This window comes from Reyranella sp. CPCC 100927 (genome assembly GCF_007859315.1).
Classification (GTDB): Bacteria; Pseudomonadota; Alphaproteobacteria; order Reyranellales; family Reyranellaceae; genus Vineibacter.
The window spans coordinates 132,121-150,524 of the sequence record NZ_VOHA01000013.1 but is presented as its reverse complement, the minus strand read 5'-3'; the positions used below and the strand labels follow the sequence as shown (position 1 = coordinate 150,524).

General features: G+C 64.8%; 19 protein-coding genes. 13 read left to right on the top strand and 6 right to left on the bottom strand.

Annotated elements, in window-relative coordinates; genetic code table 11:
• Window positions 1-26: 26 nt before the first annotated feature.
• The 4 genes from FQU96_RS28100 to FQU96_RS28085 form a co-directional block, all read right to left on the bottom strand.
• Entirely contained in the window at window positions 27-1,019 is a 993-nt protein-coding gene (locus tag FQU96_RS28100) for a FecR domain-containing protein (RefSeq protein ID WP_178130746.1), read from the bottom strand.
• A gap of 13 nt (window positions 1,020-1,032) precedes the next feature.
• Window positions 1,033-1,602 (bottom strand): RNA polymerase sigma factor, encoded by a 570-nt coding sequence (locus FQU96_RS28095; RefSeq protein WP_255468603.1) that lies wholly within the window; start codon window positions 1,600-1,602, stop codon window positions 1,033-1,035.
• A gap of 32 nt (window positions 1,603-1,634) precedes the next feature.
• Window positions 1,635-2,357, bottom strand: coding sequence for a TonB C-terminal domain-containing protein (locus FQU96_RS28090; RefSeq protein WP_146544680.1), 723 nt, complete (start codon window positions 2,355-2,357; stop codon window positions 1,635-1,637).
• Between the two features lie 149 nt (window positions 2,358-2,506).
• Window positions 2,507-3,310, bottom strand: a complete 804-nt coding sequence (locus FQU96_RS28085; protein ID WP_146544679.1) for an HpcH/HpaI aldolase/citrate lyase family protein — start codon at window positions 3,308-3,310, stop codon at window positions 2,507-2,509.
• A gap of 319 nt (window positions 3,311-3,629) precedes the next feature.
• On the opposite strand from FQU96_RS28085, the gene FQU96_RS28080 reads away from it, so the two are divergent.
• The 13 genes from FQU96_RS28080 (at window position 3,630) to FQU96_RS28020 (ending at window position 17,675) form a co-directional block, all read left to right on the top strand.
• A complete protein-coding gene (locus FQU96_RS28080) occupies window positions 3,630-4,967 on the top strand; it encodes an ABC transporter substrate-binding protein (protein WP_146544678.1) in 1,338 nt (445 codons plus the stop codon).
• A gap of 97 nt (window positions 4,968-5,064) precedes the next feature.
• Window positions 5,065-6,402: an ABC transporter substrate-binding protein gene (locus FQU96_RS28075; RefSeq protein WP_146544677.1), complete on the top strand. Its 1,338-nt coding sequence runs from the start codon at window positions 5,065-5,067 to the stop codon at window positions 6,400-6,402.
• Window positions 6,403-6,517: 115 nt separating this feature from the next.
• Window positions 6,518-7,849 (top strand): ABC transporter substrate-binding protein, encoded by a 1,332-nt coding sequence (locus FQU96_RS28070; RefSeq protein ID WP_146544676.1) that lies wholly within the window; start codon window positions 6,518-6,520, stop codon window positions 7,847-7,849.
• A gap of 12 nt (window positions 7,850-7,861) precedes the next feature.
• Complete coding sequence (locus FQU96_RS28065) at window positions 7,862-9,193, top strand: ABC transporter substrate-binding protein (protein WP_370461395.1); 1,332 nt, start codon at window positions 7,862-7,864, stop codon at window positions 9,191-9,193.
• A 117-nt stretch (window positions 9,194-9,310) separates the two neighbouring features.
• Window positions 9,311-10,210 (top strand): carbohydrate ABC transporter permease, encoded by a 900-nt coding sequence (locus FQU96_RS28060; protein WP_255468602.1) that lies wholly within the window; start codon window positions 9,311-9,313, stop codon window positions 10,208-10,210.
• Complete coding sequence (locus tag FQU96_RS28055; RefSeq protein WP_146544673.1) at window positions 10,207-11,118, top strand: carbohydrate ABC transporter permease; 912 nt, start codon at window positions 10,207-10,209, stop codon at window positions 11,116-11,118. Before FQU96_RS28060 ends, FQU96_RS28055 begins: the two co-directional genes overlap by 4 nt.
• A gap of 42 nt (window positions 11,119-11,160) precedes the next feature.
• Window positions 11,161-12,261, top strand: coding sequence for an ABC transporter ATP-binding protein (locus FQU96_RS28050; protein WP_146544672.1), 1,101 nt, complete (start codon window positions 11,161-11,163; stop codon window positions 12,259-12,261).
• Between the two features lie 75 nt (window positions 12,262-12,336).
• Window positions 12,337-13,116, top strand: coding sequence for an SDR family oxidoreductase (locus FQU96_RS28045; protein WP_218574907.1), 780 nt, complete (start codon window positions 12,337-12,339; stop codon window positions 13,114-13,116).
• Between the two features lie 48 nt (window positions 13,117-13,164).
• Window positions 13,165-14,253 (top strand): malate/lactate/ureidoglycolate dehydrogenase, encoded by a 1,089-nt coding sequence (locus FQU96_RS28040; RefSeq protein WP_146544671.1) that lies wholly within the window; start codon window positions 13,165-13,167, stop codon window positions 14,251-14,253.
• A 39-nt stretch (window positions 14,254-14,292) separates the two neighbouring features.
• Window positions 14,293-15,240, top strand: coding sequence for a nucleoside hydrolase (locus FQU96_RS28035; protein ID WP_178130745.1), 948 nt, complete (start codon window positions 14,293-14,295; stop codon window positions 15,238-15,240).
• An 18-nt stretch (window positions 15,241-15,258) separates the two neighbouring features.
• Complete coding sequence (locus FQU96_RS28030) at window positions 15,259-15,654, top strand: VOC family protein (RefSeq protein ID WP_146544669.1); 396 nt, start codon at window positions 15,259-15,261, stop codon at window positions 15,652-15,654.
• 312 nt (window positions 15,655-15,966) lie between these two features.
• Window positions 15,967-17,304 carry an acyclic terpene utilization AtuA family protein gene (locus tag FQU96_RS28025; protein WP_146544668.1) on the top strand — a complete coding sequence of 446 codons (1,338 nt, stop codon included), beginning with the start codon at window positions 15,967-15,969 and terminating at the stop codon, window positions 17,302-17,304.
• On the top strand, window positions 17,301-17,675 hold the full coding sequence (locus FQU96_RS28020; protein WP_146544667.1) for a hypothetical protein: 375 nt from the start codon (window positions 17,301-17,303) through the stop codon (window positions 17,673-17,675). Before FQU96_RS28025 ends, FQU96_RS28020 begins: the two co-directional genes overlap by 4 nt.
• Here the strand turns inward: FQU96_RS28020 and FQU96_RS28015 are convergent.
• Together FQU96_RS28015 and FQU96_RS28010 are read right to left on the bottom strand one after the other, a co-directional pair.
• Window positions 17,672-17,986 carry a BON domain-containing protein gene (locus FQU96_RS28015; protein WP_178130744.1) on the bottom strand — a complete coding sequence of 105 codons (315 nt, stop codon included), beginning with the start codon at window positions 17,984-17,986 and terminating at the stop codon, window positions 17,672-17,674. The two genes, FQU96_RS28020 and FQU96_RS28015, sit on opposite strands and share 4 nt — an antisense overlap.
• Before the next feature lie 87 nt (window positions 17,987-18,073).
• Entirely contained in the window at window positions 18,074-18,328 is a 255-nt protein-coding gene (locus FQU96_RS28010; protein ID WP_146544665.1) for a YMGG-like glycine zipper-containing protein, read from the bottom strand.
• Between the last annotated feature and the right edge of the window lie 76 nt (window positions 18,329-18,404).

Genomic DNA, 18,404 nt, shown 5'->3' with positions numbered 1-18,404 from the left:
GACCGAAAAAAAAATCGGAGGACCAATCAGCTCAGCAGGACGATTCCACCCGGCAGCGACGTGACGCGTGCGCCGAAGATCTGCTGGATCTGGTCCACCACGCCATCGACGTTCTCGATGCGAAAGCGAGCATTGAACAAACGTCGTCCCAGTTCTGCATTCATCAGGATGATGCGGCCACGACGATAGCGGTTGATCTCGTCGATTGCCTGGGCCAACGGCATCGCCTGGAAGATCAGCAGGCCGTTCTGCCACGCGGTGACCATTTCCGGATCGATCGATGTCGCCGGTCGAAATCCCTGATGCGAGTACAGGATCTGGCGCTGCGCCGGCAGGGTACGCACAGTATCAGGCCGCGCAATACTGACCTGTCCTTCCAGGCAGCTCACCGAAACGGCAGTACCGTCATAACGCACGTTGAAGCGCGCTTGCCCGGCCGAGATCCGGCCATCACCGGCTATGACCGTGAACGAACTGGTGGCGCCTGTCGTGGAGATGGACGCCTCGCCCGCGATCAGCTCGATGCCGTGCGCCTGCGCGATCTTCGATCGCACCGCGACGCTGGTCTGGGTGTTCATGTCGATGGAAATGTGATCGGCCACGACGATCCGACGCTGCTCACCGGTGTCAGTCCGCCAATCCGCCGCCAGTTCCGCCAGAGACGGCCAGACTCCCAACGGCGGCTGGACCGCCACATAGGCACCGGCAGCGGCCATGGACATTGCTCCGGCCAGGAAGGCCCGGCGGCCCGGTGGCCGGTGCACGCGGGCCGCCTTTTCCGCCCTGGCGGGCAGCGCTGCCTGATCGATCATCCACGGTTCAGCGGCTTGCCCCACTGTTTCCCATAGCCGAGTCGCCCGGGTGAACGCTTGGGCGTGTGCAGGGCTGCGCGCGGCCCAATGTTTGAGCGAATCGAGGTCAGCCGACGTCGCCTCACCCGCGGCGAAACGCATCACCCAGTACTGGGCCTCGCGATCCAGTGGCGCCAGCATCTTGTCGGGTTCAATGGTGCCGCGCATCCCCCACCAGCTCTCAGGATTTCGTACCGCCCGGCTCACCCCGGGCGTTGTTCGCCATGTCATCAGATCCCTGGCGAGGCCGGGGACCGAATCGCTGTGTTACTGTTTTGTCCAGGCGCAAGGCGCAGTGGGCCAGGGCGTGCTTCAATTCGAGTTCGACCAAACGTTGGGAGATGCCCAGCCGGATGGCGATCTCGCGCAGCGGGATACCTTCCAGGCGCGAGGCCAACAGGACTTGGCGGCGGCGCGGCGTGAGCTCGGCCATGGCGTGGCCGAGTGCCTGCAGGTCGAGACGCGCCAACGTCGCCCGCGCCGCGTCGGGCGCTTCGTCGGCGATGCCCATTGCCGCCTTGGCATCGGACAGTGTCAGGGTGCGCGGTTCGGCCTTCAGCCGTTTCCAGGCGATGTTCAGCGCAACGCGCAACAGATAGAGACGGGGACTGCGCACGTCGCTGGCCACGGCGGCACGATCCAGCCGCAGCCACGTTTCGTGCAAAACTTCGCCGGCGAGATCGGCAGACCCCAGCCGCCGGGTCAACCGCGACTTCAGATCATCATAGCTGTCGACGAGGAACCGCCGCAGCCCATCCCGGCCCCTGCCGGCTATCCGCGTGCCTATCGCTCGCCGGCACGACTGCCGACAACACCGCAATCGGCCGGTTGCAGCCCCGTGCGCGGCAAAACGGCCATAGTGATCGGCTGAGGCATGCGCGGTGGCGGCGAGGCGCCGATTTGCAGATTCCGCAGCACATTCAAGAAGGCCTGGTCACGCGACGGCCCGCCCGTCGACTCGGACAATTCGGTGCGCCGAATGACGCCTGTGGGCGCGATCCATAATTTGATGACAACCTGGTAGCGTCCCGGCCGAGTCTGGGGACTGCTGCACAGGGTCCGCGCGACGTTAGCCTGAACCAGCGCGAAATAGGCCTCATAGGAACTGCTGCCGGCGGCCGGCGCGCGTCGGGCCGATGCGCTCGCCGTCGGTTCGATGGTGAAGCTGCCCGCCCCCGTCGATCGGGCAGTGAGTTCCGTACCCCGCAGGAGGAGATGCAGTGCCGCCGGTGCCGCAAACTGCCCCTTCACGTGGCTGGAGCGTATCGCCACGGCCAGCGCACCATCGTAAAACACGTCGAGCCCAGTCATTGCGCTGTAGGCTTCCAGCGCCGATGCCAGGGGTTGGGCTGCAATATCGAAGACGATGCCGTCCCGTGGCGGCGCGTCACGCAACATGCCTTCTTCCGCGGGAGGGGCGGCTGACGCGATGCCGCCGAACAACCCCGACGTCAGAAGCAGAACCGGGCCCCACATCGCTCCGGAGGCTGCCTCCTGCATCCGCATCGACTGTCCCAACCCGCCCTGCGTCGAACCCGCGGTCGGCACTCTAGCGTGGGAACTGTGAAGCGGTGGTTACAGACCGCAGCGAAGCGACGCGCGGGGAAACCTCCCTTCTCCGCGTCTGCGCGGAGAAGCCATACGATCAACCTGCCTCAGTACGGACCCGTCGGCTTTGCCGCTGTCGTTGCGGCACCGGTGCCGGCTCGCATCTCGGCCACGGTCTGCTTGGCCGCGTTCATCAACAGCGCGTTGTCCGCGAGAATGGTGACGAACTGATAGCCCCATTCGATCGCCTGCCGGGCGTAGGCGGTGGAGGCACAGTGCAGGCCGGCATGGATCTTGTGCTTCTTGGCTGCCGCCAGGATGCCCTTGATGGTGTCGACCATGAACGGGTCGGTGTGGTCGCCGCGCGGCTCCTTGCCCAGCGACAGGCCAAGATCGGCCGGACCGACATAGATGCCGTCCAACCCCGGGACGCTCAGGATCTCGTCCAGGTTGTCGAGCGCCTTGCGGGTCTCGATCATCGCCATGGTAACGATCTGGCCGTTGGCCTGCTTCAGGTAGTCGGCGCCGGCCCACCAGGTGGCGCGGGTCGGACCGACGCTGCGATAGCCGACTGGCGCGTAGCGGCAGGCGCCGACAAAAGCCTCGCACTCGGCGCGGGAGTTGATCATCGGGCAGATCACGCCCATGGCGCCGGCATCGAGCATCTTCATGATGATGCCGGGCTCGTTCCACGGCACCCGGCACAACGGCATGGTGGCCGTGGTACAGACCGCCTGCATCATGCCAACGCCGGCCTGGTAGTCGACCAGGCCGTGCTGCAAGTCGACGGTCAGCGAATCCCAACCGGCCTGCGCCATGTTTTCGGCGGCGACACTGCTGGGAATGCCGAGCCAGCCGTTCACCACGGCGCCGCCCGCGGCCCAGATCTTCTTGACGGTGTTCTCCCGCACGCCGCGCCTCCCTCGACCACTGTCGACCAGCATCGAGGCGGATGCGCGGGCCTGTCAACAGCCGATGTAACCTTCCGGTTACTTGCCATGCAGCCGTCATGGGCGCCGCAGCCACCGTGGCCGTCAGCCGGCGTCAAACGGCTGCTCATTTGTTGGTCATGCAACCCTAGGCCGACAATGGGTATAGACCTGATGTGCAGAATGCGCTTAGCATCCATGCCAAAGCACCGTCACAGAGTGCACGCATCGCGCAACGATCGGGATGCGAGAAAGAAAGAACGCCGAGCCCATGTGCCGGCGCACCACGGAGGACAACGCCATGAAGACTCGGAGTCTGACTCGCAGAAGAGTTGCCAAGGCAGCGCTGGCGTCGACAGCGCTCGTCAGCATGCCGTTCGTGCGGGGTGCCCACGCCGCCGGCTCGCTGACGATCGGGTTCTGGGATCACTGGGTGCCCGGCGCCAACAAGGCGACCGAGGATCTGGTCAAGGAATGGGCAGAAAAGGAGAAAGTCGACGCCAAGATCGACTACATCACCTCGCAGAACAACAAGCTGCTGCTGACCATCGCCGCCGAAGCACAGGCCCGCTCAGGCCACGATATTCTGGCGACCTACACGTGGCTGCCGCACGAGCACGCGGAGCGTCTGGAGCCCGTCAACGACGTCATGGACGAGCTGATCAAGCAGAACGGCGCCGTCAACGGAACGGTCGAATATCTCGGCAAGAAGGACGGCAAGTGGCTGTCGGTGCCGGCCACCGTGGGCAGCCAGATCAAGGGCCCCTGCACACGCATCGATCTCTTGAAGCAGCATGCCGGCATCGACATCCAGGCGCTGTATCCTGCAGGCGAAGCCGCCAAGGCCGACAGCTGGACCTACGACGCCTACCTGAAGGCGGCGGAAGCCTGCCACAAGGCCGGGGCCACCTTCGGCATTGGCCTGGGTACGACCACCGACTCGGTCGACACCATCGGCGCGTTCTTCCACGGCTTCGGCGCCCAGCTTGTCGATGCCAAGGGCAACATCACGGCCAAGTCGGATCCGGTCCGCCAGGCGCTCGACTACTACAAGCGGCTGATGGCCTTCCTGCCGCCCGATGCGCCGGCATGGGATGACGCCTCCAACAACAAGTGGCTGGTATCGGGCAGGGGCGCCTCGATCATGAACCCGCCCAGCGCCTGGGCCGTGGCCAAGCGCGACGCGCCTAAAGTCGCCGAACAGTGCTGGACGCACGGCATGCCGGCCGGACCCAAGGGCCGCTTCGCGCCGTTCCTGCCCTACTTCTGGAGCACCTGGAACTTCGGCAAGAACAAGTCGGCGGCCAAGAGCCTGCTGATGCACCTTTCACAGGCGTCGTCAGCCGAGAAGATGGTGGCGGCCAGCGGCGGTTACGACCTGCCCTCGTTTGCCAAGCTCACCACGTTCAAGACCTGGGCCGAGGAAGGCCCGCCCAAAGGCACGCTGTACCACTATCCGAACCCGCACAATCACCAGACCCTGTCGGTCGGCGCGGCGCCGGCACCGCCGAAGATCGCGGTGCAGATCTACAATCAGGGCCTGATGACCAAGATGGCGGTGCGGCACTTCCAGGGCGAGGCCATGGAGAAGACCCTCGACTGGGCGACCAGCGAACTCGAAGGCTTTATGCGGACCTGAGCCGCCGGCAAAGCGGTACCCGCGATCGATCGTGGGTACCGCACCTTGCATCAAGGACTTGCAATACGCCGATCGCACCGGGACGTTCCGAAGGAGTATGGCCGTGTCGACTTCCCGCCTGTCGCGCCGCACGTTCCACGGCTTCGCTGCCGCCACCGCGCTGACGGCACCGTTCGTGCGCGGCGCTCATGCCGCCGGCAAACTCTCCATCGGCTTCTGGGATCACTGGGTGCCAGGCGCCAACAAGATCACGACCGACCTGGTCAACGAATGGGCCGCCAAGGAAAAGGTCGAGGTCCAGATCGACCACATCACCTCGCAGGGCAACAAGCTGCTGCTGACCGTGGCCGCCGAGGCGCAGGCGCGTTCCGGCCATGACATCATGACGATGAACACCTGGTTGCCGGCCGAGCATGCCGAGCGGCTGGAGCCCGTCAACGACGTCATGGACGCGCTGATCAAGCAGAACGGTGCCGTCAACGCGACGGTCGAGTATCTCGGCAAACAGGGCGGCAAGTGGCTCGCGGTGCCCGCGACATCGGGCAGCCAGATCAAGGGGCCCTGCTCGCGCATCGACCTCTTGAAGCAGCATGCCGGCATCGACATCCAGGCGATGTATCCAGCCGGCCAGGCTCCAAAAGCCGATGACTGGACGTACGAGGCGTTCCTGAAAGCGGCTGCAGCCTGCCACAAGGGCGGTGTGCCGTTCGGCATCGGCCTGGGTACAACCGCCGATTCCGTCGATACGATCGGCGCCATCTTCCATGGCTTCGGTGCCCAGCTCGTCGATGCCAAGGGCAACATCACCGCCAAATCTGACCCGGTGCGTCAGGCGCTCGACTATTACAAGAAGCTGATGGCGTTCCTGCCGCCCGATGCGCCGGCCTGGGACGATGCGTCCAACAACAAGTGGCTGGTCGCCGGCAAGGGCGCCATGATCATGAACCCGCCCAGCGCCTGGGCGGTCGCCAAGCGCGACGCCCCGCAAGTTGCCGAACAGTGCTGGACACACGGCATGCCGGCGGGGCCAAAAGGCCGCTATTCACCGTTCCTGCCGTTCTTCTGGGGTGCCTGGAGCTTCGGCAAGAACAAGTCGGCGGCGAAAAGCCTGCTGACCCATCTCTCGCAGGCGTCGTCCGCCGAACGGATGGTGGCCGCCAGCAGCGGGTTTGATCTGCCGTCGTTCGCCAATCTCACGACCTTCAAAACCTGGGCCGAGGAAAGTCCGCCCAAGGGAACGCTGTATCACTACGCCAACCCGCACAATCACCAGATCCTGTCGATTGCCGCCGCGCCGGCGCCGCCCAAGATTGCCGTACAGATCTACAATCAGGGCTTGATGACCAAGGTGGCCGTGCGACACTTCCAGGGCGAGGCAATCGAGAAGACCCTCGACTGGGCCACAGGCGAGATCGAAGGGTTCATGCGGACCTGAACACCGCAACGCGTACGGGAACATTCGCAGGAGGTAAGCCAGACCAACAACGCGGCACATAGGCCGTCCACATCGAACCAATCAAGAAAGAAAGCGCTTCCATGGGAGGATCGATATGGCGACAACCAGACTGTCACGGCGTACGTTCCACACGCTAGCCGCCGGTACGGCGCTAGCCGCACCATTCGTGCGCGGCGCTCATGCCGCGGGCAAACTCTCCATCGGCTTCTGGGACCACTGGGTGCCCGGCGCCAACAAGGCCACGACCGACCTGGTCAACGAGTGGGCCGCCAAGGAGAAGGTCGAGGTCCAGATCGACTACATCACCTCGCAGGGCAACAAACTGTTGCTGACGGTGCAGGCCGAGGCGCAGGCGCGGTCGGGTCACGACATCATCGCGATGGCGACGTGGTGGCCGGCGGAACATGCCGAACGGCTGGAGCCCGTCACCGACCTGATGGAGCCGCTCATCAAGCAGAACGGCGCCGTGAACGCGACCGTCGAGTATCTCGGCAAGCAGGGCAGCAAGTGGCTGGCGGTGCCGGCGACGGCGGGCAGCCAGATGAAGGGCCCCTGCTCGCGCATCGACCTGCTGAAGCAGCATGCCGGCATCGACATTCAGGCGATGTACCCGGCCGGCGAGGCACCCAAGGCCGACGCCTGGAACCTCGAGACGTTCCTGAAAGCAGCGGAGGCCTGCCACAAGGGGGGCGTTCCCTTCGGCATCGGGCTCGGCATCACCTCCGATTCAGTCGACACCATTGGCGCCATCTTCCATGGCTTCGGTGCCCAACTGGTGGATGCCAAGGGCAACATCACCGCCAAGTCGGATCCGGTGCGTCAGGCACTGGACTACTATAAGCGGCTGCTGGCGTTCCTGCCGTCGGACGTTCCGGCATGGGACGACGCCTCCAACAACAAGTGGCTGGTGTCGGGCCGAGGCGCACTGGTCATGAACCCGCCCAGCGCCTGGGCTGTCGCCAAGCGCGATGCGCCACAGATTGCCGAACAGTGCTGGACACACGGCATGCCGGCCGGCCCGAAGGGTCGATTCGGGCCCTTCCTGCCGTTCTTCTGGGGCACGTGGGCGTTCGGCAAGAACAAGGCGGCGGCCAAGAGCCTGATCAACCACCTGTCGCAACCGGCGGCAGCCGAGAAGATGGTGATCGCCAGCGGCGGCTACGACCTGCCGTCGTTCGCCAATCTCACCACCTTCAAGACCTGGGCCGAGGAAGGTCCGCCGAAAGGCACGCTTTATCACTATCCCAATCCGCACAACCATCAGGTCCTGTCGATCGCTGCCGCGCCGGCGCCGCCCAAGATCGCAGTCCAGATCTACACCCAGGGCATCATGACCAAGATGGCGGTGCGGCACTTCCAGGGCGAAGCCATGGAGAAGACGCTCGCCTGGGCGACCAGTGAACTCGAAGGCTTCACGCGAACCTGAGCCGGAAGGAGGATCGACATGTCCAAACTTTCGCGACGGACGTTTCAAAGTCTGGCAACGGGCGCCGTCCTGACGGCGCCGTTCGTGCGCGGCGCGCATGCCGCCGGCAAGCTGTCGATGGGCTTCTGGGACCACTGGGTCCCGGGCGCCAACCAGGCCACCACCGATCTGGTCAACGCATGGGCGGCCAAGGAAAAGGTCGAGGTCCAGATCGACTACATCACCTCGCAGGGCAACAAGAACCGTCTGACCATCGCCGCCGAGGCACAGGCCCGGTCCGGCCATGACATCATGGCGTTCCCGTCCTGGGAGCCACATGACAAGGCCAAATTGCTCGAACCGGTCGACGATCTGATGGGTCCGCTGATCCAGCAGAACGGCAAGGTCAATGCGACAGTCGAGTACCTGGGCAAGGCCGACGGCAAGTGGCTCGTGGTGCCGGCCACGGTGGGCAGCCAGATCAAGGGACCCTGCTCGCGCATCGATCTGCTAAAGCAACATGCCGGCATCGACATCCAGGCACTGTACCCGGCCGGCGGCCCGCCCAAGACCGAGACCTGGACCATGGATGCCTATGTCAAGGCAGCGGAGGCCTGCCACAAGGCCGGCTTCCCGTTCGGGATCGGCATCGGCGTGACCGCCGATTCGGTTGACAGCGCCGGAGCGATCTTCTCGTCCTTCGGTGCCGAACTGGTCGACGCCGGCGGCAACATCACGGTGAAGTCCGATGCCGTGCGCCAGGCGCTGGACTACTACAAGCGGCTGGTGGCGGTGATGCCGGCCGATATCGCGGCCTGGGACGATTCGTCCAACAACAAGTGGCTGGTGTCGGGCAAGGGGACCTCGATCATGAACCCGCCCAGCGCCTGGGCGGTGGCCAAGCGCGATGCGCCGCAGATTGCCGAGCAACTGTGGACGCACGGTATGCCGGCCGGCCCCAAGGGCCGTTTCGCGCCGTTCGTGCCCTACTTCTGGGGCGTCTGGTCGTTCAGCCGCAACAAGCCGGCGGCCAAGAGTCTGCTGATGGACCTGTCGCAAGCGTCGTCGGCCGAGAAGATGGTGGCGGCCAGCGGCGGCTATGACCTGCCGTCGTTTGCCAAGCTCACCACGTTCAAGACCTGGGCCGAGGAAGGCCCACCCAAGGGTACGCTCTATCACTACCCCAATCCCCACGATCATCAGGTCCTGTCGATGGCCGGTGCGCCGGCACCACCGAAGATCGCCGTGCAGATCTACACGCAAGGCATCATGACCAAGATGGTGGCGCGCCAGGCGCAGGGAGAGGCGATGGAAAAGACGCTGAACTGGGCCGCGGGTGAACTCGAGGGTTTCATGCGGACATGATCGGATTGAGGCGAATTGCATGCGTTCATCGCCGGGAGCGTCCCCAACGGGGCGCTCCCGGCGACAAGAGATCAAGGAGCACCCATGGCTGACATCGCGGTATCACGTACCGGCACCATGAACGGCGCAGCGGGGCGATCGAGTCTGCATCGCCTGATGCAGCGCAAGTCGACGATCGCCTTCCTGATGGCGCTGCCGCTGATCCTCGTCATCTTGTTGCTGGTGGCCTACCCCGCCGCCTATTCGATCTACCTCGCGATGCTCAACAAGTCGATGGAGCGCTTCGTCGGGCTGGGCAATTTCACCTTCCTGTTCGGCCGCGAGACATTCTGGCTGGTCGTGAAGCAGTCCTGCCTCTTCGCCATCACGGCCGTCATCTTCAAGGCGCTGATCGGTTTCATCGTGGCGCATTTCGTGCACAACATCCCGACCAAGGGTCAGCGCAAATGGCGCGGCATGCTGCTGGTGCCCTGGGTCATCCCGCCGGCGATGAGCACGTTGGCGTGGCTGTGGCTGTTCGATCCCTCCTACAGCGCCTTCAACTGGATACTGGCGCTGTTCGGAATCGATCCTATTCCATGGACGGGCAACGGCAGCTGGGCACGGTTCTCGGTGATCCTAGTGAACATCTGGATCGGCGCGCCGTTCTTCATGATCATGTACCTGGCGGCACTGAAGTCGGTCCCCGAGCAACTCTATGAGGCGGCTTCCATCGACGGTGCCACCTGGTGGCAGCGAATCTGGTACGTGACGTTGCCGATGATGCGCAACATCATCGCCATCACAGCGCTATTCTCCCTGATCGTCACATTCGCCAACTTCGACATCGTGCGCGTACTGACGGCGGGCGGCCCGATCGACTACACGCACATCTTCGCGACCTGGGCGTTCCGCGTCGGCATCGAGAGCGGCGATATCCCCTTGGGCGCCGCTGTCTCGCTGTTCATGGTGCCGATCCTGGCCGCCGCCGCCGTATTCATCCTGCGCGACATCAGCCAGCGGGGAAATGAAGCATGACCGTCGTGACCGCCGACAGCGCCACCGCGGCGCCACGCCAGAAGTACGGCAGCATCAGCAAGAGCCGGCGTTGGGCACTGCGCTGGTCGTATTTCTTCCTGATCCTGTTCGCGATCTTCTTCCTGACGCCGCCGGTCTACATGTTCATCACGTCGCTGAAGACCAGCGCCGAGATATCGGCGGCGACCAATCCGTGGTGGGTCTTCAACCCGACACTCAGCAACTACATCGAGCTCCTGACCCAGAATCAGTACCTGGTGTTCTTCCGCAACTCCGCCATCGTGTCGGTCTGCGTCGTGGCAATCACGATGGTGATCAGCGTGCTGGCAGCCTTTGCGCTGGCGCGCATGAAGTTCTGGGGGTCGGCCACCCTCGCCACGGGGGTGTTTCTGACCTATCTCATCCCCGAAACGCTGCTCTTCATTCCGCTGTTCAAGACGTTCGCCTTCATTCGCGATGCGCTGGACATCGAATTGATGAACCACTGGTGGACGCTGATCATCCTGTATCCGACGCTGACCGTGCCGTTCTGCACCTGGATCATGATCGGCTACTTCGCCAGCATTCCCAAGGAGCTCGACGAGGCGGCCCTGATCGATGGAGCGACCTGGCGCCAGACGCTGACGAAGATCTTCATTCCGGTGGCGTTGCCGGGCATTATCGCCGCCACGATCTTTGCGTTCACGGTCTCATGGGCACAGTTCCTCTATCCGCTCGCCTTCACGACGTCGACCGACCAGCTCGTGCTGCCGGTCGGCATCGTGACCACCCTCATCAAGGGCGACGTCTTCAACTGGGGGCAGATCATGACCGGCGCCCTGCTTGGCGCGGCACCGCCCTTGATCATCTACGCGTTTTTGATGGACTACTACATTGCCGGCCTGACAGCCGGCGCCACCAAGGGCTGACGGCGCGCGGCGTCGAACGCAGCAGGGAGCATTGACGAGACCATGGCACAAGTGACGTTGCGCAAACTCGTGAAGACGTACGACGAGACGCCGGCCGTCCGCGGCATCGACCTCGACATCGCCGACAAGGAGTTCATCGTCCTGGTCGGTCCGTCCGGCTGCGGCAAGAGCACGACCTTGCGCATGATCGCCGGCCTGGAAGAGATCACCGGCGGTGAAATCGCCATCGGCGGCGACGTCGTCAATGACGTACCACCCAAGGACCGCGACATTGCCATGGTGTTCCAGAACTATGCGCTCTACCCGCACATGAGCGTGTTCGAGAACATGTCGTTCGGTCTGCGGTTGAAGAAGGTGCCCAAGGACGAGATCCGCCGCCGCGTCGATGATGCGGCCCGCATTCTCGACATCACCGAACTGCTGCAACGCAAGCCCAAGCAGCTCTCCGGCGGCCAGCGCCAGCGCGTCGCCATGGGCCGCGCCATCGTACGCGACCCCAAGGTGTTCCTGTTCGACGAGCCGCTGTCGAACCTCGACGCCAAGCTGCGGGTACAGATGCGTACCGAGATCAAGAAGGTGCACCAGAAGGTGCGCACCACGACCGTCTACGTCACGCACGACCAGGTCGAAGCCATGACCCTGGCCGATCGCGTGGTGGTGATGAACGGCGGCATCATCGAGCAGGTGGGCGCACCCAATGACCTGTACCACGCACCGCAAACCAAGTTCGTTGCCGGATTCATCGGCTCGCCGGCGATGAACTTCATCCCGTGCAAGCTGGAGGAAGCCGCCGGTGCCTTGCGGGCACGTGTGTCGGACACGATCTCGTTTCCAGTGCCGGCCAACCGCACGGCACGCTACAAGCCGCATGCCGGCAAGGAGTCCCTGCTGATCGGTCTGCGGCCGGAGCACATCCGCGAGGAGCCGCGTCATCTCGAACCCGACCAGCACGTCTTCGAGGTCGGCCTCGAGGTCACCGAGCCGATGGGCATGGAAACCCTGGTCTACTTCAACATCGAGGGCACCGAGATCTGCGGCCGCGTGAACCCGAATGCCGGTGCCGTCGACGGCGGCAAGATGCGGCTGATCGCCGACCTCAACAACCTCCACCTGATTGACGACAGCACCGGGAAAGTGCTCTGACCATCCGGTCGCACAAGGTCGGCGGCGCCCTCCCGGGCGCCGTTGCCGTTTCAAATCTTACGTTGCGAGGGGATCATGGGAGCGTTGCAAGGCAAGATCGCGTGGGTCACGGGCGCGGGCACCGGTATCGGCCAGGCAGCGGCGGTTGCACTGGCCCAGGAGGGCGCGACAGTGGTCCTCACCGGTCGTCGCGAGGCGCCGCTGGCGGCGACCGCGGCCACGATCGCGAAGGATGGCGGCAAAGCCGTCGTGAAGGCCGGCGACCTGACGAGCGCCACCGCGGTCGCTGCTATTGCCGCCGACATCGAGAAGACGTTCGGCCGGCTCGACATCCTCGTCAACAACGCCGGCCTCAACATCGTGGAGCGCAGCTGGCAACAGCTCAAACCCGAGGGCGTCGACACGGTGATCCAGGGCAACCTTTCCAGCGCTTTCTATTGCGTCACCGCCGTGTTGCCGATGATGCGCAAGCAGAAGGATGGCGTGCTGATCCATACGGCATCGATGGCCGGCCGTGTTGTCAGCCCCTTGAGCGGCACCGCCTACACCGCCGCCAAGCATGCCGTCGTCGCCATGAGCCACTCCCTGAACATGGAGGAGTGCATCAACGGCATTCGCTCCTGCGTGGTCTGCCCCGGCGAGGTGGCAACGCCGATCCTCGACAAGCGGCCGGTGCCGGTCAGCCAGGAGGACCGCGCCAAGATGGTGCAATCGGAGGATTGCGGCGACCTGATCCGCTACATCGCCTGCCTGCCGGCCCATGTCTGCATCAACGAGGTGCATATCACGCCGACATGGAATCGCGGCTACGTCGCCGGCCTGCAGCAGGCTCACGTCGGCGCGGGAAAGAAGTAGTCTTTTGGAGCGCGCGTGGACGCGCGCGGTCGCAAAGAGGATCAGCGTATGACGGTCACCATCCCCGCCGAGTCCCTGTCGGACTTCGTGCGCGATATCTTCGCTGCGGCCGGCTGCTCGGCGGCAGAGAGCACGCGCATCGGCAAGTACCTGGTCGAGGCCAATCTGACCGGGCATGACAGCCACGGCGTGATCCGGGTGCCGCGCTACCTGCAGATGCTGCGAGACAAGGCGATCGTGGCCGATGCCACGGTCGAGGTCGTGGTCGACACGCCCGTGCTGGCGGTGGTCGATGGCAAGTATGGTTTCGGCCAGACGGTCGGGCCGCAGGCGGTGCAGATCGGCATCGGCAAATGCAAGAAGATGGGCCTCGCCGCCATCGCCCTGCGCAACGCCGGTCACACCGGCCGCACCGGCGACTTCGCCGAGATGGCCGCGGCCGAGGGGCTGGTATCGGTCCATTTCGTCAATGCCCGCGGCAGCGTGCTGGTCGCCCCCTACGCCGGCGTCGATCGGCGCTTCTCCACCGCGCCCTACTGTGTCGGCATTCCCCGCCCCGGCCAACCGCCGCTGGTGCTCGACTTCGCCACCTCGATCGTGGCCGAGGGCAAGGTCCTGGTGGCGAGCCAAGGCGGCAAGAAGATCCCCGGCGACGCGTTGATCGGGCCTGATGGCGCTCCCAGCGCCGATCCTCACCTGCTCTATGGCGACTATACGCCGGACGGTCCGCGCCATCACCGCCAGGGCAAGGGTGCCATCCGCGCCTTCGGCGAGCACAAGGGATCCGGCCTCGCCTTCATGTGCGAGCTGTTGGGCGGTGCGCTCACCGGCAACGGCGCCACTCAGGATGGCCAGCGTTTCGCCAACGGCATGTTCTCTTTCTTCGTCGATCCCAGGGTCGTCGATCCGTCGAATTTCTTCGATCCGGAAGTCGCCCGCTACACCGAGGCCGTCAAGAGTTCACGCCCCGCCGCACCGGGCAGCGACGTTCTGGTTCCTGGCGAACCCGAGATTCGCACGCGTGCCCAACGCACGGCCGACGGCGTGCCGCTGCCGGACGACACCTGGGCCAGCATCGTCGGCGCCGCCCGGACCGCAGGCCTCGATGAACGGCGGATCCAGCAAGCGACACAATGACTCGCGCATTCCCAGGCCATAAGATCCTGGAGGTTCACCGTGACCAAGATCCTGATCGACTGCGATCCCGGCCATGACGATGCCGTGGCGTTGCTGTTCGCGGCGCGACACCTGGACCTGGTCGGCATCACGACAGTCCACGGCAACAGCTCGCTCGAGAACACGACGCATAACGCGCTGGCGCTGATGGAGCTGGGCGGCCTCGACATCCCGGTGGCGTGCGGCTGCGCGGCACCGTTGGTGGGCAACGCGACATTTGCGCCGCACATCCATGGCAAGAGTGGCCTGGACGGTGCCACCCTGCCCCAACCGTCCCTCAAGCTTGTCGACGCCCACGCGGTCGACTTCATCATCGATCAAGCCGAGCGCCACCGCGGCGAGCTGGTGGTTGCCGTGATCGGACCACAGACCAACCTGGCGCTGGCCCTGCGGCGTGAACCACGGCTCGCCCAATGGCTGCGCGAAATTACCGTCATGGGCGGCTCGACCACGACCGGCAATGTCACGCCGGCCGCCGAATTCAACATCTACTGCGATCCCGAGGCGGCTGCCGCGGTGTTCGCCAGCGGCATCCCGGTCCGCATGGTCGGCCTGAACGTCACGCGCCGCACGGGCTTCACGTCGGCCGACGTCGATCGCCTGCGCTCCAGCAGCCGGCGTGTCGCCGGCGTCATCGCCGACCTGCTGGCCTTTTACCTGGCCCGTCAGCGCGAAAGCTTCGGCCTCGACCTGGCGCCGATGCACGACGTCTGTGCCATCATCCCCTACGCCTTCCCTGACCTGATCCGCTATGGCCAGACCACGGTGCAGGTGGAGCTTGGCGGCGCCCTGACGCGCGGCATGACCGTCTGCGATCTGCGCGCCTTTCATCCCGGCACACGGCTGCCGGCGCAGCTGGCCCAGGACGGCCATGTCCAGGTCGCACTGGAAGCCGAGAGTCGCCTCTTGATCGACCGGGTGATCGAGACGATTCTGGCCTATCCCTGAGTTGGCCGGAGCGGCGCCATGACGTTCAGCATCCAGCGCATCGATCACGTCGTCCTGCGCGTCCACGATCTTGATCGAATGATTCGTTTCTACGAGCAGGCCCTCGGCTGTCACGTCGAGAGGCGACTCGACAAGCTGCAGCTCGTGCAGCTGCGAGCCGGCGCCTGCCTGCTCGACCTGGTCAAGAGTGACGCACCGCGCAGCGGCGCGAACATGGACCACCTCTGCTTCCGCGTGGACCCGTTCAGCCTACCGGATATCCAACAGGCCTTGCAGCCCTTCGGCATCACGGCCGGCGACGTCGTGCAGCGTTACGGCGCCGAAGGCGACGGCCCGTCGATCTATTTCGACGACCCGGAAGGTAACCAGATCGAACTCAAGGGTCCCGCCACGAGTCCGCCACTGCGCCGCTAGCGCCGGTCACACAAATATCTCCGGCAGTGTCCGGGAAGGCGGCAGACTGCACCCAGCGGGAATACTAGACTCCCGACCGTCTCGATGCGCTGCGGTGCAGGAATATTACGGCGTGCAATGCATGCCAAACTTGGGCCACATTGAGTGGGCCGCATACCGCGCCATCGGGCCGGAGAGCAGGCTTATCCACAATCACGTGCCGTTTGGGGGTCTCTGAGTGTTGGTGCGTTTCCAGTCGTTTTCAATTGATGCCGGTCGGCACGCCCCCGCGTTGCCGCCGGCGTGCGATCTCTTGGTGTCAGGGTGCATCCGATGAGGCGCTCGGTGCGCATCGGCTGTGGAGCCGGTTTTTCCTCCGATCGTGTGGAGCCCGCCGTCGATCTCGCGCAGCGCGGCGCGCTCGACTATCTGGTGTTCGAGTGCCTGGGCGAACGAACCATGGCGTTCGCCCATCGCGATCGCATGCTCGACGGTTCGAAAGGCTATAATCCCCATACCGCCCAGCGCATGCGGGCCGTGCTGGCTGCCTGCCGCAAGAACGGCACGGTCGTCATCACCAACATGGGCGCGGCCAACCCGCTGGCGGCAGCCCAACTGACGGTCGGCATCGCGCGTGAGCTGGGACTGGCCGGGCTCAAGGTGGCCTGCGTCGAGGGCGATGACGTGACGCGCCAGATCAACGCCGGCACGGCGCTGCACGATCGCGACGGCACGGTCCGCGATATCGGCCTGCCGGTGGTCGGGGCCAACGCCTATCTCGGCGCCGAAGCCCTGCTGCCTGCGTTGAAGGCGGGTGCCGACGTCATCATCGCCGGGCGCATCGCCGATCCCTCGCTGTTCGTGGCGCCGCTGGCCTTCCGCTTCGGCTGGGGCCTCGACGACTGGCAGCTGCTGGGACGCGGCACCGCGGTCGGCCATCTGCTGGAATGCGGCATGCAGGTCACCGGCGGCTACTTCGCGGATCCCGGCTTCAAGGACGTTCCCGGCCTGGTCGATTGCGGATTTCCCATTGCCGAAGTCGGCTTCGACGGCGGCTTCACCGTCACCAAGTTGCCGGAGGTCGGCGGCTGCGTCACCACGGCCACCGTGAAGGAGCAGTTGCTGTACGAGGTCCACGATCCGGCGACGTATCTGACGCCCGATGTGACGGCTGACTTCTCGCGCGTCGCCATCGAGCAGCTGGAGCCGGACCGGGTCCATGTGCACGGCGCCGACGGACGTCCGCGACCCGACAAGCTGAAGGTCACGATCGGCTTCGATGGCGGTTTCCTTGCCGAGGGCGGCATCAGCTATGCCGGACCCAATGCACAGGCGCGAGCACGGCTGGCCGGCGAAATCGTCTGGCAGCGCCTGTCGCGCAACAATGCCCTGTTGGCTGACCTGCGTATCGACATGATCGGCGTCAACTCGCTGCACGGTACGGCACACACGCCGCCGACCGACAGCGAGGACGTACGACTGCGCGTGGCCATGCGCTCGCGCCGACGCGAGGACATCGACACCATGCTATGGGAGGTCGAGGCCTTGCTATGCTGCGGACCAGCCGGCGGCGGCGGTTATCGCGGAACGATCTCGCCCAGCGTCGTCACCCATTCAGCCCTGGTCGCGCGCGACCAGGTGCGGCCAACCCTGCGGATGTTCACGGCATGAGCGAGCGTTTGAAGGTTCATGACATCGCCCATGCCCGCGCCGGCGACAAGGGTGATGTTTCCAGCATTTCGGTCTGGGCCTATGATCCCAAGGACTATCCGCTGCTCAAGAACCAGCTGACGGCCGAGCGCCTCAAGGCGGCGTATCCCAAGCTGCTGCGCGGCAGCGTAACGCGCTACGAACTGGATCACCTGCATGGTTTGAATTTCGTGCTGCGGGACGCGCTGGAGGGCGGCGTCAACACGTCGCTCAATCTCGACTCGCACGGCAAGTCGTTCAGCTACCTGATCCTGGGACTGGAGATTGAAGCCGCTGATGCCGACCCCGTCGTCCCGGACGCCGCAGAGTCCGGGACGACGGATGGCGGCTAGCGCACGATGATCTCGTTGCTGACGCTGCGGACGCCTTTCACGCTGTAGGCTACCTGCGCAGCACGAGCACGTTCGCGATCGGAGTTGACCCGGCCGCTCAGGCGTACGTTGCCATTCAGAGTCGTCACGCCGACATCGCCGAAGTGGACCGTCGGGTCTTCGATGTACTTGGCACGAATGTTGTTGGTGATCGCCGAGTCATCGACATACTCACCAACATCCTGGCGTCCCTGGAACACGTCGCAAGCCGCGAGCGGCACGGTGAGCGCCAGAGCTGCCAACAAGCAGACCGACGGAGACGTAAGTCGCACGATAAAACCTCCTTGACGTAGACAGCGTCCTAACGGTGCCGCGGTGGAAAAGTTGCGGCTCCGCCGCGGCACGCCGCCTCGGCACGATTAATCGTAGTCGTAGCGATCGTAGTAGCGGTCGCGATTGCGGCGCTTGGGCGTGGTGGCTGCGCCAACACCTGCACCAATCGCACCGCCCACGACGGCGCCGGTCAGCGGGCTGCCGCCGGTCGCAGCGCCGACGACGGCACCGGACCCGGCACCAATGGCACCACCCGTCACCGCGCGCTGACCCCAGGTGTCGCCGCAAGCGGCGGCCGCCAGGGCGACAAAGGACAGGGCAACAACACTATTTCTGGCCATCGTTCGTCTCTCCTCAGGTACCCGATATACGCCGCTCACGGCGAATGGTTGCCGTCAAGCATGACCATCACGCGCG